This window comes from Micromonospora sp. NPDC049049, assembly GCF_040649115.1.
Classification (GTDB): Bacteria; Actinomycetota; Actinomycetes; order Mycobacteriales; family Micromonosporaceae; genus Micromonospora.
In genome coordinates, this window is the sequence record NZ_JBEZEX010000011.1 from 164,583 (window position 1) to 178,164 (window position 13,582).

Here is a 13,582-nt window from a genome sequence, read left to right on the forward strand (position 1 = left end):
CGCATGAAGAACCGTCCTCGGGGCGGTCTGGGTAAGGGCCTGGGGGCGCTGATCCCGACCGGGCCCGCGCCGGGTGCCGCTGGCACCGTGACGGCCGAGCCGGAGAACGAGCACCTGGACAACGGCAGCACCGAAGCCGCCGCCGCTGTGCCCGTTGGCGCGCCGATCCGCGAGCCGGAGCCCGTGCTGAGCCCGGTGCCCGGTGCTCGATTCGCCGAGATCCCGGTCGACGCGATCATGCCCAACCCGAAGCAGCCCCGCCAGGTCTTCGATGAGGAGGCGTTGGAGGAGCTGAAGACCTCGATTCAGGAGGTCGGCTTCCTCCAGCCCATCGTCGTTCGGCAACTCGACGACGAGAAGTACGAACTGGTGATGGGCGAGCGGCGCTGGCGGGCCGCCCAGGCGGTGGGGCGGGAGAGCATCCCGGCGATCGTCAGGGACACCCGTGACGACGCGATGCTTCGCGACGCCCTGCTGGAGAACATCCACCGGGCCAACCTGAACCCGCTGGAGGAGGCCGCCGCCTACCAGCAACTGCTGGAGGAGTTCGGGGCCACCCACGAGGAGTTGGCCCGCCGGATCGGCCGGAGTCGCCCGCAGATCTCCAACACGATCCGACTGCTGAACCTGCCCGCACAGGTGCAGCGCCGGGTGGCCGCCGGCATCCTGTCGGCGGGGCACGCCCGCGCCCTGCTGAGCCTCGACGAGGCGGAGGCGCAGGAACAGCTTGCTCTGCGGATCGTGGCCGAAGGGCTGTCGGTTCGGGCGACCGAGGAGATCGTGGCCTTGACGCTCAACGACGGGCCGGCGAAGGGCCAGGCCGCGAAGCGGCGACCCAAGGCGCACGCGCCGGCCCTGACCGATCTCGCCGATCGGCTGTCCGACCGGTTCGACACCCGCGTGAAGGTGGACATCGGCCGGAGCAAGGGCAAGATCACGATCGAGTTCGCGACCGTGGACGACCTTGAGCGGATCGTCGGGATCATCGGAGTGCAACAGGAGGAGAGCGGGGAGGACTGACCCACCCGCTCGCCTACGGCCGCGCCACCCCACCGGGAGCGCGGCCGTTCTGCATCCCGGCGTCGATGCCTGTTTCACGTGAAACAGGCATCGGACCTGATTCTGAGATTGGCATGAGCGTGGACCGTCGTCATCCTCGGCTCGCTCAGCCAACCAGGGGTCCCGCGCTTGCCGCAGGAGAAGTTGACGGGGCGGGGCCGGAGGGGTCCGGTTGGTCGCGCTGGCCGGAAGGTTCGAAAGCAATCAGCGAGCGGTGAGGGCGCCGATAGGCGGTGCGCGCGGCGGTGGGCGACAGGCCTGGTGTCGCGAGCGGCTGGTGGCGGAGCAGACGCAGCGACGGGCGAGCGCGGTGGCGCGACTGGCGGCGGGGCGCGTGCTCGCGACTGGCGGAGGCGACTGGGCGAGTGCGGCGTGGGGGAAGCCCTACACGCCTCGCAGAAGCCCTCGGGAAGGTCCACTCGACCGCGACTGCCCCTAGCGCCGATCAAGGCGCCAGCGAGCCGCTGAGTGGCGCGAAACGAGGTCTCCGTGGCTATCGGTGGGGGCCGAGGCCCACGATCGTTGTTGGGTCCTCCGGAGCAGCCTCCTCACAGCGACCGCTGGGCCGCCGGGCGCTGGTCGGTGAGACCGCCACGCCGCGACACCGCGAAGACCGCTAGACCGCATAGATCGCTAGACGGCGACACGGCGACACGGCTAGGCCGCGACACCGCGTGAACTAGGTGCACGGTCGGTAGGCCGGGTGCGCGCCCACCAACCGTCGGGACGCGCGGCGCGCCGGCGGCGATGGCCCGGAAGCGTGAGCCCGCCCCCCCGGATCACCTCGGCAGCTGGCGCTCGGTTTCACGTGAAACCGAGACAGCGGCTCGCTGGCACCGATCGAAAACCCGGCGTTCGGAGTGGCTAGTCAAGCGGCGTGACCCCTTCACCTCAGACACTCGATGTCGGTGCTGCCGTGCGATGCCCCCGCCCTTTGCGGCGTTCAGGGAGCATCCGGGCCTCCGGGGCATCCAGGCCGCGCGGTCGAGGTCTGTGCTGGTGTGGGTCCGCGAACGAGCCAACCGTCGGCGCCGACGTGGGCCACATGAGCCAGCGGACGGTCGCCGGCGGCCGGATACCGCTCCGACGGTGGCACGCGCAGCCCCTCGGAAGGCACCCGTTCGATTCCGTCTGCGGCGGCCGTCAAACCCGCCGATCCGGAGGCTCGCGGACAACGACCGACTGGCCGAAAAGTTATCCACACCGGTTGTCCACAGGCACCCCCCGTTTCACGTGAAACAGCGCGTGGGAGCGGGTGTGAGCCTGTGGATGACGGCCTGTGTTCAGGATCTCGGCAGCCTGTGGATATCGCCTCTCGGTGCCTGCGCGAGCACGAACAGCCGGCCGGCGGTGGGTACCGATCCGGTGGCCCGGGACCGCTCGATCAGGTAGGGACAGCGGTGCCAGACTCGGTTAGGGTCAGCGTCGTGCACGACAACCCTCCCTCAGTCCCGGACTTCACCCAGTGGCCGTCATTTCCCTTCGAGGGTGACCTCCACGTGAAGCAACTCGATGATCCGGTCCCGGTCGAACCGCCCCGGAAGGGCGAGGGTCTCCGGGAATGCACCGCCTGCAACGCACCCGACGACGCCTACATCTGGGTGGGCGAGCGGTGGCGGGTCCGCGCGATGGACCGGCCCACCGGTCTGCCCATGGTGCTCATCCTGGAATCGCGCACCCACCTCGACCTCGGCGACCTGCCGAACCTGCTGGCTGCCGAGTTGGGGGTGATGACGGTACGTCTGGAGCGGGCCATCCGGTCGCTTGACGGCGTGGCACGGGTGCACGTCAATCGCTGGGGCGACGGCTCCGCTCATCTGCACATGTGGTTCCTCGCTCGCCCGTACGGCCGCCTTCAGTTGCGGGGTACGTTCCTGTCCCTGTGGGACTCGATCCTGCCGCCGATCTCCGAGGCGCAGTGGCGGGAAAATCTGGCGCTCGTCGCGGCCTGGCTCGCCGAGTTCGGTGGCCGCCCGCTCGCCGAGCCACCCCGCATCCAGTGGCAGGCGCCGTCCAGTCTGCTGGCCCAGTCCGCCGCCGCGGACGCCGCTGCCGCAGCGGAGGCTGCCTCAGCGGCAGCAGCCGGGACGGAGGCCGTCTCGGTCATCGAGGCGGCAGAGGAGATCCCGGAACCGCCCCTCGACTCCACTCCTGATCCGACCGACGCCGACAGCGGCCCCCGGGCCGAACCGGTGGCGGACCCCGGCGCCGGCGCCGGCTCGACGACGACCACCGTCACCGACCGGCCTTCGGCTGAGCCCGCCCAGTCGGGCACGGTCAACCGTCCGGCGGCTGAACCCGCTCGGACGGCATCCGCCACCGACCTGCCCGGCGTCCCGGCCGCAGACGCCCGGGAGTCCACCACAGCGGCATCCGGCAGCGCCGCCACGACGGCCACCGACGGACTCCGCGCCGGCCAGGCGGAGATGCCCACCGACAGACCTCATGGCGTCGGCTCGGCGGAGAAGCCCTCCGGCGGGCCGCACGTCGGCCCGGCGAGCGGAAGCGCCGACGAGGCTGGATCCGCCAACCCGGCAGCGTCCGACCCTGCCAACGGAGAAGCCTCCGGAGAGGCCGTCAGCAGGAACGCCCCTGAGAGGGGCACTGGCACTCCGGGCGAGGCCGCGCGCACCGACGGCAGCGGCACTCCCGACGTACGCGCGACTCACTGATCTGGAACCGACCATGAGGTTGACCCGGCAGGACAAGGCCAACCTCATGGTCGGCCCGCGGGTGGTCCGCTCCGCCGAAGTGGTTGGCGGGTAGGTCAGTGCCTGGTGAGGCGGGCAGCGGCTCGGGCGACCAGGGTGCCGAGGAGTCGGCCGAAGTCCAGCCCGGCCGCCTGCACGGCGAGCGGAAGCAGTGACGTCTCCGTCATCCCCGGGGAGACGTTGACCTCCAGCACGTGCGGCTGGCCGTCCGCGTCCACGATCACGTCGACGCGGGAGAGGTCCCGTAGACCGAGCGCGGTGTGCGCGGCGAGGGCCACGTCAGCGACAGTGGCAGCCACCTCCGGGTCCAGCCGGGCGGGGGCGTGCCAGGTGGTCCGCCCCGCGGTGTAGCGGGCGGCGTAGTCGTACACGCCGTTACGCGGCACGATCTCCACCGGGGGCAGCGCCCGCGGGCCGTCGCCCAGGTCGACGACGGAGACTGCCACGTCCATCCCCGGCACGTATCGCTCCACGAGCGCAGTGGAGTAGTACGCGAAGCAGCCGACCATCGCGGCGGGCAGTGCGGCGGCGTCCCGGACCACCGCCCCGCCCAGCCCGGACCCGCCCTGTGCCGGCTTCACCATGAGAGGTACGCCCAGACGGTCGACGATCCGGTCCAGGACGGCGACCGCGCCGAGCTCGGAGAAACGATCGTGCGGGAGCGCCACCCAGTCGGGGGTGGGGATGCCGGCCTCGCGGAGCACCGCCTTGGCCGAGGGCTTGTCCCAGGCGACCCGGGAGGCCCGAGCGTCGCAGCCGACGTACGGGACGTCGCACAGATCCAGCACCCCGCGCAGTGAGCCGTCCTCGCCGGTCGCGCCGTGCAGTGCGATCACCACCGCGTCCGGCGGGTCGGCTGCGAGCGCCGGCAGCAGCGCCACGTCCGCGTCCCGCAGCTCGGCCTCCACCCCGACGGCGCGCAGCGCGTCGAGCACACGGCGACCGGAGCGCAGCGACACGTCCCGTTCGTAGGAGAGCCCACCGGCGAGCACCACGACGCGCAGGTCGGCCGAGATGGCGGAATCGGTCACGAGGAGGTGCTCGGCGGTCGTAGCCATGCCGGCATCATGCCAAGTCGGGCCCGGGCACGTCGGAGCCGGCCCGGCCGCGTCGCCCGGCGGCACCACCCACGGCACCGAAGACCCGGCGCATCGCGATCTCCTGCTCCATCACCCCGGCCAGCCGGCGGACGCCCTCACGGATCCGCTCCGGCGGCGGGAAGCTGAAGTTGAGCCGCATGGCGTCGGTGCCGGTGCCGTCGGCGTAGAAGCCGGTGCCGGGCACGTAGGCGACCCGGGCGGCGACCGCTCGCGGCATCATGGCCTTCGAGTCGAGCCCGTCGGGCAGGCTGGCCCACACGAAGAGACCGCCGGCCGGGGTGGTCCAGCTGGTGCCCTCGGGCATCAGGTCGGCCATCGCGTCGAGCAGGGCGTCGCGGCGTTCCCGGTAGACCTCGCGGTAGACCTTGAGCTGCTGCCGCCAGGGCATCGTGCTCAGGTAGGTGGCCACCGCGGCCTGGGCGAAACCGCTGGGGCAGAGGATCTGCGCCTCGCTGGCGATGACCAGTTTGTCGCGGACCGCGTGCGGCGCCAGGATCCAGCCGACCCGCAGCCCGGGGGCGAAGGTCTTGGAGAAGGTGCTGAGGTAGAAGACGCCGTCGCGGCGGCGGGCCCGCAGGGGGGCCGGGGCCTCACCCTCGAACCCCAGTTGGCCGTACGGGTCGTCCTCGACGACGAGCAGGCCGGCGCGCTCGCAGATGTCGAGCACCCGTTCCCGGCGCTCCTCGCTGAGCGTCACGCCGGTCGGGTTCTGGTAGGTGGGGATCGTGTAGAGGAACTTGACCCGCTGGCCCGCACGGGCCAGGTCGGCGATGGCCGTCTCCAGCGCCTCCGGGATCAGCCCGTCCGCATCCATCGGTACGTGGACGACCTGCGCCTGGGCGGCCTGAAACACGCCGAGCGCACCGACGTACGTCGGTCCCTCGGCGAGCACCACGTCACCCGGGTCGAGGAAGAGCCGGGCCACCAGGTCCAGTGCCTGCTGCCCGCCCACGGTGACGACGACGTCCTCCGGGGAGGCCCCGCACGCGGCGTCGATCCCGGAGAGCGACATCACCTCGCAGATCCGCTCCCGCAGTTCGAGGGTGCCCTGACCGATGCCGTACTGAAGGGTGCTCACGCCGTGTTCGGAACCGAGCCGGCCGAGCATCTCGCCGACCGCGTCCAGCGGAAGGGCCGCGATGTACGGTGCGCCACCGGCGAGCGAGACGACCTCCGGACGACTGGCCACCGCGAACAGTGCTCGGATCTCGGAGGCGGTCATCCCGCGTACCCGCCGGGCGTACCGGTCGGTGTAGTCGTCGAGTGTCGTGCCGGTCATGACCTCACCTCGATCGCTGCTCGAGTGGCTCCCGCCCCGGGTACCCCGCACACCGCTGACCATGGCGGCGGGCACACCGATTGTCGATCCTAGTCCGCCTGGGTCGTGCTGCCGCCGTACCGCAGCAGATCGACCACATCGCGGACCGTCCTCGGCGTCCCCCGTCGTGGTGGGCATTCGCGCGTCCCCTCCCGTATGGTCGATCGGCGGCGTACGATCGCTCGTCGGGGGCAGGAAGGCGGCGCTGTCGTTCCATGCCGGTCTCACCACCGAGCCTATTGTGGGGATGCGCCATATGTCGCGACGTCTGGTCAGCCTGACCCTCGACACGTTGGAAGACCTCCCGCGCCCGTGCCGGCAGTGCGTCTACTGGGAGCTCGATCCGGTCTCCGCTGAGCGCGCCTGCGCCGCTGGCGATCCGGGCCTGGAGAAGGAGGCGTGGGTCTCCCAGACGCTGCTGGAGTGGGGCTCCTGCGGCAAGCTCGCGTACGTGGACGGCATGCCGGCCGGCTTCGTGATGTACGCCCCGCCCGCCTACGTGCCCCGTTCGATGGCGTTCCCGACCTCACCGGTCTCCGCGGACGCGGCACTGTTGATGACCGCCAACGTGGTCGCCGCGTTCTCGGGCGGCGGGCTGGGCCGGATGCTGGTGCAGGGTGTCGCCCGGGATCTCACCAAGCGTGGGATCAAGGCGATCGAGGCTTTCGGCGACGCCAAGTTCGGCGACGCGGACGACCCTGCCGGTGGTTGCGTGGCCCCGGTCGACTTCTTCCTCTCCGTGGGCTTCAAGACCGTACGTCCGCATCCGCGCTTCCCCCGGTTGCGTCTTGAGCTGCGTACGGCGTTGAGCTGGAAGTCCGACGTCGAGTACGCGCTGGAGAAGTTGCTCGGGTCGATGAGCCCCGAAACCCTGCTCCGCCCGGTCCGTCCCGCCCCGGCCACCCGCTCCACCAACGGCTGACGTCCGGCTGATCAGTCCACCACGGTGCCGGCGGTCACCACGGCACGCAGTTCGCTGACGTCGAGCGATCCGGTGGGGACGTCTCGTTCGATCGGGTAGTACATCCGCTGCACAGCGGCCACGATCGCCTCCACCACCCGGTCCCGGAATCGGGGGTCGACGAGGTGGGCGCGGTCCGTCGGAGAGGTGAGATAGCCGACCTCGACCCGGACGGCGGGCATCCGCGTCAGTCGCAGCAACTCCCACGTCTTGGCGTGGGTGCGGCAGTCCCGCAGCCCGGTGCGGGCGACGATCTCCCGCTGCACGAGCCCGGCCAGGCGCTCACCCGTCGCCGACGTCACCCCGTTGTCGGTGCCGTAGTGGTAGGTCGCCACGCCCTCCGCATCCGGGTTGGCGTGCCCGTCCAGGTGCAACGAGATGAACACGTCGGCGCCGAGCGAGTTGGCGAGCAGGGCCCGGTCGGTGTCCGGCAGGCAGCTGTCGGGCGACGGGCCTCGGGTGAGCTGCACCCGCACTCCGGAGGCGGCGAGACGTCCCTCCAATCGGCTGGCCAGGTCGTGCACCAGGTCCGCCTCGGTCCAGCGCAGTGAGCCGTCGGGCACCACCATCCCGGGGTCGGTGCCCCCGTGCCCCGGGTCGATGACGACAGTCTTGCCGACCAGCGCCGGTCCGGACTGGCGGATCGCGTCGGATTCGCGGAGCCACTGCGGGCGGCCACCGACCACCTTGCGGCCGATCCGGCGAAGCGCGTTCATCGTGTGCGGGCCGCAGGAGCCGTCGGGGGTGAGCCCGACCTCACGCTGGAACTGGGCCAGCGCCCGCGACGTCCGGACACCGTAGATGGCGTCCGCGCGGCCCGTGTCGTACCCCATCTCCAGCAGTCGCTCCTGGAGCGACCGGACGTCCTCGCCGGTGAGCGGTTCGGGAACCGCGTGGTAGAGGGTGCGGGCGCCGAGCCGCCAACGGGCGGCATCCAGGGCGCGCCAGGTTTCCGCGCCGACCCGGCCGTCCACGCTGAGCCCCCGCGACTGCTGGAACGCGCGGACCGCCCGCTCGGTGTCGAGGTCGAACTCGTCGGTGTGCGGGTCGGCGGCGGCCAGCAGGTCGAGGCCGGTCAGGATGGTACGGATCTCCGTGACCGCGGGTCCCCGGTCACCGGGTCGGATCGGACGCACGCACGACCCCCTCTGCACGACACTCGCTGGCCGGGCGGCCCAGGCTTGAGGCTATGCGCTCTCAGGCGGCGAGGTGGCTGGGGCCGGGAAATACGTCGACGGTACGGCCGGGAAGACACCGAACCCCGCACCCGACGAGCGGGTACGGGGTTCGGTTGATGTTTCTGCTGCTCAGAGGGCCGATTCGATGAGCCGGACCAGCTCGCCCTTCGGCTTGGCACCAGCGATCGACTGCACCGGCTGACCGTTCTTGAAGACGGTGAGGGTCGGCACCGACATCACCCGGTAGGCCCGGGCGGTCTCCGGGTTCTCGTCGATGTTGAGCTTGACGATGGTGACCTGGTCACCCATCTCCCGGGCGATCTCCTCGAGCAGTGGCGACACCTTGCGGCACGGCCCGCACCACTCCGCCCAGAAGTCCACAAGCACCGGCTTGTCGGCCTGCAGCACGTCAGCGACGAAGCTCTTGTCGGTGACCGCCTTGGTTGTTCCCACTATGCCCCTCCTCCGGGATGTGTTCCTTGTTTCAGCTGAGCGTCGCGATGAACCGCTCGGCGTCGAGCGCTGCGGCACAACCGGTGCCGGCTGCGGTGATCGCCTGACGGTAGGTGTGGTCGACCACGTCGCCTGCGGCGAAGACACCTGGCACGTTGGTACGGGTGCTCGGGGCGTGGACCTTCACGTAGCCCTCGTCGTCCAGCTCGACCTGGCCCTGGAACAGTTCGCTGCGAGGGTCGTGACCGATGGCGACGAAGACACCAGTCACGTCCATCACCTTGGTCTCGCCGGTGTGCACGTTACGGACGCGTACGCCGGTGACCTTGCCGTCCTCGCCGAGGATCTCCTCGACGGTGCTGTTCCACTCGACCTTGATCTTCTCGTTGCTCAGCGCCCGGTCGGCCATGATCTTGCTGGCCCGGAACGAGTCGCGGCGGTGGATGATGGTCACCGACTCCGCGAAGCGGGTGAGGAAGGTGGCCTCCTCCATCGCCGAGTCGCCGCCGCCAACAACCACGATCTGCTGGTTGCGGAAGAAGAAGCCGTCACAGGTGGCACACGCGGAGACGCCGTGGCCCAGGAATTCCTGCTCACCGGGCACGCCCAGCGGCCGCCAGGCCGAACCGGTGGAGAGAATGATGGATCGCGCCCGGTAGGCGGTCTCGCCAACCCAGACGGTGCTCACCGCGCCGGAGCCGGCGTCGCCGGTGTCCACCAGCTCGACCCGGGTCACGTCGTCGGTGAGGAACTCGGCGCCGAACCGCTCGGCCTGCTTGCGCATGTTGTCCATCAGCTCGGGGCCGAGGATGCCGTCGGCGAAGCCGGGGAAGTTCTCCACCTCGGTCGTGGTCATCAGCGCGCCACCGGACTGCACGCCCTCAATGATCAGCGGCTTCAGGTTGGCACGTGCGGCGTAGACCGCCGCTGTGTAGCCGGCCGGCCCGGAGCCGATGATGATCAGGTTGCGGACCTCGTCCACTGCCGTCTCCCGAGTTGTGTGTGTTCGGCGTCGGCGCGAGCACCGATGCTGATCCGAGTCGCCGACGCCTGGGTGGGGCCGGCAGCTGACTTCCAGAACGTCATCGTACGAACCGGGGATTCCCGAGCCGGGCATCCGGTGGGTCAGGTCACGTGGGGGGTCATCGTGCCATCGACCGTGGATTCACCCTACCCGCGCCGAATACCGGCTGTCCGAGCCGGACCCGGGCACGCCGCACTCCGGGCCGCTGACCCAGGCCCACCGGGCCCCGTTCGCGTCGGTGAAGTGGATGACCAGTGCCTGGTCGCCCTGGAACCGCGCGTAGTCGACCACCTCGACCACCAGAGGGGCCGATCCGTGTTCCGCCGCGACGCTGGTAAGGCAACTGGTCAGCGCGGCCTCGTCGGTGAGCCGGGCGAGCTGGTCCGACCCGTCGGGAGACGGACGGCGTCCGCCCTCGGCATCCACGTGCGGCTGCCCGCCCGGGGTGTTGCCGGTCGCCCGGCTGGCAGCCGGAGCATCCGGGCCGTGGGCGTCCCCGAGGGTCTGCGGGGTGTAGTTCGTACCACTGCGCAGTGCCGGGCCGGTGGTGCGGGCCGTCCCAGCCCCCGCGACGCCCTCCGGCGCGCTGGCCGGCTGGTTCATGGCGGTGCCGGCGGAGTCGTCCGACGCCCGCATCGAGAGCTGGTTGAGGCCCAGCGCGGCGGCGACGACGGCGATCGCGGCGGCGGCCACGGGTGCGCCACGGCGGGCCCAGCCGCGCCGTCGGCGGCCCGGACCGGTGGACGCCCAGCGCCCGGCGGGCGTCGGAGCGGACGGTCGGCGACCGACTCCACCCTGCGCCGGTACGACGAACGGCGTGGTTGTGTCGGTCTTCCCGGTCGAGGCTTCGTGAGTCGGCTCCGCGGCGGCGAGCGCGGCCAGGAGGCGGTCGGTGATCTCCGACGGCATCTCCGGGGACGGCTCGGCCCAGCGGCTCAGATCCGTCCGCACCTCGGCCACGGCGGGGGCCAACAGCCCGTACGCCTCGGCCCAGGACGGGTCGGTGGAGACCAGCAGGGCGACCTCGTCCTGCTGCGGGGTGCCGTCCAACGCCCCGCCGAGGTAGTCAGCGAGGAGGTCGGCGTCGACCTCCCGGAACCCCTCGGTCGTCACGTGTCCTCCTGGTTGGCGTCCCGCCGGTATCGACCTGACCCCGATCCGACGCCCTCCACCGGGCCTGGGTTCCCCGGCGTGACGCCGGGCACGCTTGTGCTCGGGCCGGTGGGGTCCGGTCGGTGCGAAGGCGTCGCCACGACGGCGGGGCGGAGATGCCCGAGCAGCACGGCCAGCCGGGCCCGGCCCCGGGCACACCGGCTCTTCACCGTCCCCTCGGCGACGCCGAGTATGCGTGCCACCTCGGCGACCGGATAACCCTGGACGTCGACGAGCACCAGCGCGGCGCGTTGCTCAAGGGGCAGTGCGGCGAGCGCCTCGCGGACCACGAGGGCGGTGTCGTGGTCCGCTGCCGGCGCCGCCGGTTCGAGCCCGCCGGTGCCCGATCCGCCGTCGGCCCGGTTGCCGTCCGGCAGTGGCACTGTGGGGTGCGCCTGCCGGCGTCGGATCCGGTCCAGGCAGGCGTTGACCACGATCCGGTGCAGCCAGGTGGTGACGGCGGAATCACCACGGAACCGGGCCGCCGCCCGATGCGCCGACAGCAGGGCGTCCTGGAGAGCGTCGGCTGCCTCCTCGCGGTCGCCGAGCGTCCGCAGGGCCACCGCCCACAGCCGGTCCCGGTGCCGGCGGAACAATTCGGCGAAGGCGTCCCGGTCTCCGGCGACGTGCGCGCGCAGCAGCTCCAGGTCACTCGCGGCCGCGCGCCCGTCCATCACCACGTCCAGTGCGTGCGATGCCCGGATCGTGGCGCGCGGCTCACGACCCTTGGACCGTAATCTCCTGCACCCCCAGCTTGAACCCACCCTCGACCGGAGCCAATTCGGTGATCCAGAACAGCAGGTACTGGTATTTCTTGTCGGCGTCGAAGCCGTTGAAGGTCATTGTGGTGCCGTCGTGGTCCTCGAACGGCTGGCCGATGGCGGTCTTGTAGCTCGCGACCAACTGCTTGTCACCGCTGGAGCTGGACGGCCAGGTCGTCGTGCCGGCGAGCAGTTGAGCGGACGCGTTGGTGGCCGACAACACTGCCTGCACCGACTTGACGGTGTGCGGCTCGCCGAGGTCGATCCAGACGCCCATGCCCTTCTTCAGGTTGCCAAAGTTGGGCTTGTTGACGTACGTCTCCGTCTCCCAGCCCTTGTCCTCGTCACCGTCGATGACCTTCTCGGCGTCCTTGACCTCGCTGCGGTCCTTGCTGTCCGGGTCGATGATCCGGACGTTCTTCACTGTCAGCTTGCGCGTCGCCGCGGCGGCCGGGGTGGCGTCGCCGGCCGGGGCACTGGAGGTCGGCGCGGCGACCGGGTTGGACTGCGGGTCCTCGTCGTCGCCGCCCAACGCGATGATCCCGATCAGCAGACCGACCAGGGCGACGGCCAGCAGACCAGCGATGCCGACGGCGACCTTGCGACCCCCGGCCGCGGCCAGCGGCGACGGCTCTTCCCCGGTCTCGGCGGCGAACCGCAGCGGCCCGCTGTTGTCGAGGTAGTGCTCATCCTCGGCAGGCACGTCCAGTCGCGCCAGCTCCGCGGCGAGCACGTCGGAGGACGGCGGCGCGATTTCGGCGTCGAGCAGGTCCATGGTCAGGTCGTCCAGGTACGCCGGAACGCCCGCCCGGACCTGGCGCGGTGCGGCGATGGCACCCCCGGCGTCCCGAACAGCGTCCGGGATGGCGGCGCGGCCGTGGCCGGCGGTGGCACCATGCAGTGGCGCCTCGGTGTGCGGCCAGGAGCCGGTCAGCGCGAAGTAGAGGACCCCGCCGACCGCCCGGATGTCGTTCTCCTGGCTGTCGGCGCCATCGGTGCGGGCGTCGGCCAGGACCACCCGACCCTCATCGCTGATCATGACGGTGCCGGGGTGGACGTTGCCGTGCACCATGCCGGTGGCGTGCACCGCGGCGAGCGCGCTCGCGACGGCGTTGCCGATCGCGGTGGCCCGAGCCGGGTCCAGGGGGCCGTCGGTCGCCAGGTCCCGCAGGGACTGCCCGTCGACCCACTCGCGCACCACGTACGCCCGGTCGGCCTCGTCGATCGCGTCGTAGACGCCGACCAGGTTGGGGTGGATGACCCGGCTGGCCGCGACGGCGGCCTGAAGCATCTCGGTGGCGGAGTCGCCACCCGGGTAACGCAGCACGACGGCAACGGGACGGCGCAGGATGACATCGACCCCGCGCCAGACCAGCCGACCCGCGCTGTCGTTGTTGATGTGCTCAACCAGTTCGTACCGCTCGGCGAGGACTTCACCGGCCGTGGGAGCACCGAAGGTCATGACCGGAGGAGCGCTTTCGTCTGCCTCCTGACCCTCGCCGACCTGGGTCACCCGTCCTCCCTCGGTGATCGTGTCGATCGATGAACCCGAACTGCTGGGCATGTGGCTTCCCGCTCTGCCGTTGAAGGAACCGGCCGACCGGTGTCGACGCCCAGCGTCGGCCCCTGCCGTACCCGTCGAGAGCGACCTTACCCGGGTTGCCCGTCTCTCCGACATGTCATCTTCCCGCCGTACCTGGCGGGGTTCTGGCTGTCGAAGAACTCGTCCGGTTACGACCGTTGTCAGCCACGTTGCTGGCACATGTACTAGCTAATCTACGGCTTCACCGCAAGTGACCGACGCCGGGGCTGGGCTGGCGTGGCGCTCGCGTCGCCCCGTACGTTCCCACCGATCGGGTCGCCAC

10 protein-coding genes and 1 pseudogene are annotated in these 13,582 nt (G+C 71.1%); 3 read left to right on the forward strand and 8 right to left on the reverse strand.

Going from position 1 to position 13,582, the window contains the following annotated elements; translation table 11 throughout:
- Positions 1-3 precede the first annotated feature (3 nt).
- Together AB0B68_RS14385 and AB0B68_RS14390 are read left to right on the forward strand one after the other, a co-directional pair.
- Entirely contained in the window at positions 4-1,020 is a 1,017-nt protein-coding gene (locus AB0B68_RS14385; protein ID WP_357204857.1) for a ParB/RepB/Spo0J family partition protein, read from the forward strand.
- A gap of 1,466 nt (positions 1,021-2,486) precedes the next feature.
- A pseudogene (locus AB0B68_RS14390) lies at positions 2,487-3,077 on the forward strand (hypothetical protein); the annotation flags it as partial.
- Between the two features lie 749 nt (positions 3,078-3,826).
- On the opposite strand, the gene AB0B68_RS14395 reads toward AB0B68_RS14390, so the two are convergent.
- Both AB0B68_RS14395 and AB0B68_RS14400 read right to left on the reverse strand, forming a co-directional pair.
- Entirely contained in the window at positions 3,827-4,828 is a 1,002-nt protein-coding gene (locus AB0B68_RS14395; protein WP_357205147.1) for a D-alanine--D-alanine ligase, read from the reverse strand.
- Positions 4,829-4,835: 7 nt separating this feature from the next.
- Entirely contained in the window at positions 4,836-6,149 is a 1,314-nt protein-coding gene (locus tag AB0B68_RS14400) for a PLP-dependent aminotransferase family protein (protein ID WP_357205150.1), read from the reverse strand.
- A 295-nt stretch (positions 6,150-6,444) separates the two neighbouring features.
- Here AB0B68_RS14400 and AB0B68_RS14405 point away from each other — a divergent pair, with 295 nt between their 5' ends.
- Complete coding sequence (locus AB0B68_RS14405; protein WP_355004547.1) at positions 6,445-7,110, forward strand: GNAT family N-acetyltransferase; 666 nt, start codon at positions 6,445-6,447, stop codon at positions 7,108-7,110.
- Between the two features lie 11 nt (positions 7,111-7,121).
- Here the strand turns inward: AB0B68_RS14405 and AB0B68_RS14410 are convergent, their stop codons facing one another.
- From AB0B68_RS14410 to AB0B68_RS14435, 6 genes are all read right to left on the reverse strand, one after another.
- Positions 7,122-8,285 (reverse strand): N-acetylmuramoyl-L-alanine amidase, encoded by a 1,164-nt coding sequence (locus tag AB0B68_RS14410; RefSeq protein ID WP_357205154.1) that lies wholly within the window; start codon positions 8,283-8,285, stop codon positions 7,122-7,124.
- A 171-nt stretch (positions 8,286-8,456) separates the two neighbouring features.
- Complete coding sequence (gene trxA / locus AB0B68_RS14415; protein ID WP_030331849.1) at positions 8,457-8,780, reverse strand: thioredoxin; 324 nt, start codon at positions 8,778-8,780, stop codon at positions 8,457-8,459.
- A 31-nt stretch (positions 8,781-8,811) separates the two neighbouring features.
- Positions 8,812-9,762 carry a thioredoxin-disulfide reductase gene (gene trxB, locus AB0B68_RS14420; protein WP_091396582.1) on the reverse strand — a complete coding sequence of 317 codons (951 nt, stop codon included), beginning with the start codon at positions 9,760-9,762 and terminating at the stop codon, positions 8,812-8,814.
- Between the two features lie 183 nt (positions 9,763-9,945).
- A complete protein-coding gene (locus AB0B68_RS14425; protein WP_357205157.1) occupies positions 9,946-10,917 on the reverse strand; it encodes a hypothetical protein in 972 nt (323 codons plus the stop codon).
- Positions 10,914-11,630: an RNA polymerase sigma factor SigM gene (sigM, locus tag AB0B68_RS14430; protein ID WP_357205160.1), complete on the reverse strand. Its 717-nt coding sequence runs from the start codon at positions 11,628-11,630 to the stop codon at positions 10,914-10,916. Before sigM ends, AB0B68_RS14425 begins: the two co-directional genes overlap by 4 nt.
- A 43-nt stretch (positions 11,631-11,673) precedes the next feature.
- On the reverse strand, positions 11,674-13,281 hold the full coding sequence (locus AB0B68_RS14435) for a protein kinase family protein (protein WP_357205163.1): 1,608 nt from the start codon (positions 13,279-13,281) through the stop codon (positions 11,674-11,676).
- Positions 13,282-13,582: the final 301 nt, after the last annotated feature.

Bases quoted from the DNA above. Each gene is read 5' to 3' on its own strand.
- AB0B68_RS14385 (WP_357204857.1), top strand. From the start codon at position 4: ATGAAGAACCGTCCTCGGGGCGGTCTGGGTAAGGGCCTGGGGGCGCTG.
- AB0B68_RS14395 (WP_357205147.1), bottom strand. From the start codon at position 4,828: ATGGCTACGACCGCCGAGCACCTCCTCGTGACCGATTCCGCCATCTCG.
- AB0B68_RS14400 (WP_357205150.1), bottom strand. From the start codon at position 6,149: ATGACCGGCACGACACTCGACGACTACACCGACCGGTACGCCCGGCGG.
- AB0B68_RS14405 (WP_355004547.1), top strand. From the start codon at position 6,445: ATGTCGCGACGTCTGGTCAGCCTGACCCTCGACACGTTGGAAGACCTC.
- sigM (WP_357205160.1), bottom strand. From the start codon at position 11,630: ATGGACGGGCGCGCGGCCGCGAGTGACCTGGAGCTGCTGCGCGCGCAC.
- AB0B68_RS14435 (WP_357205163.1), bottom strand. From the start codon at position 13,281: ATGCCCAGCAGTTCGGGTTCATCGATCGACACGATCACCGAGGGAGGA.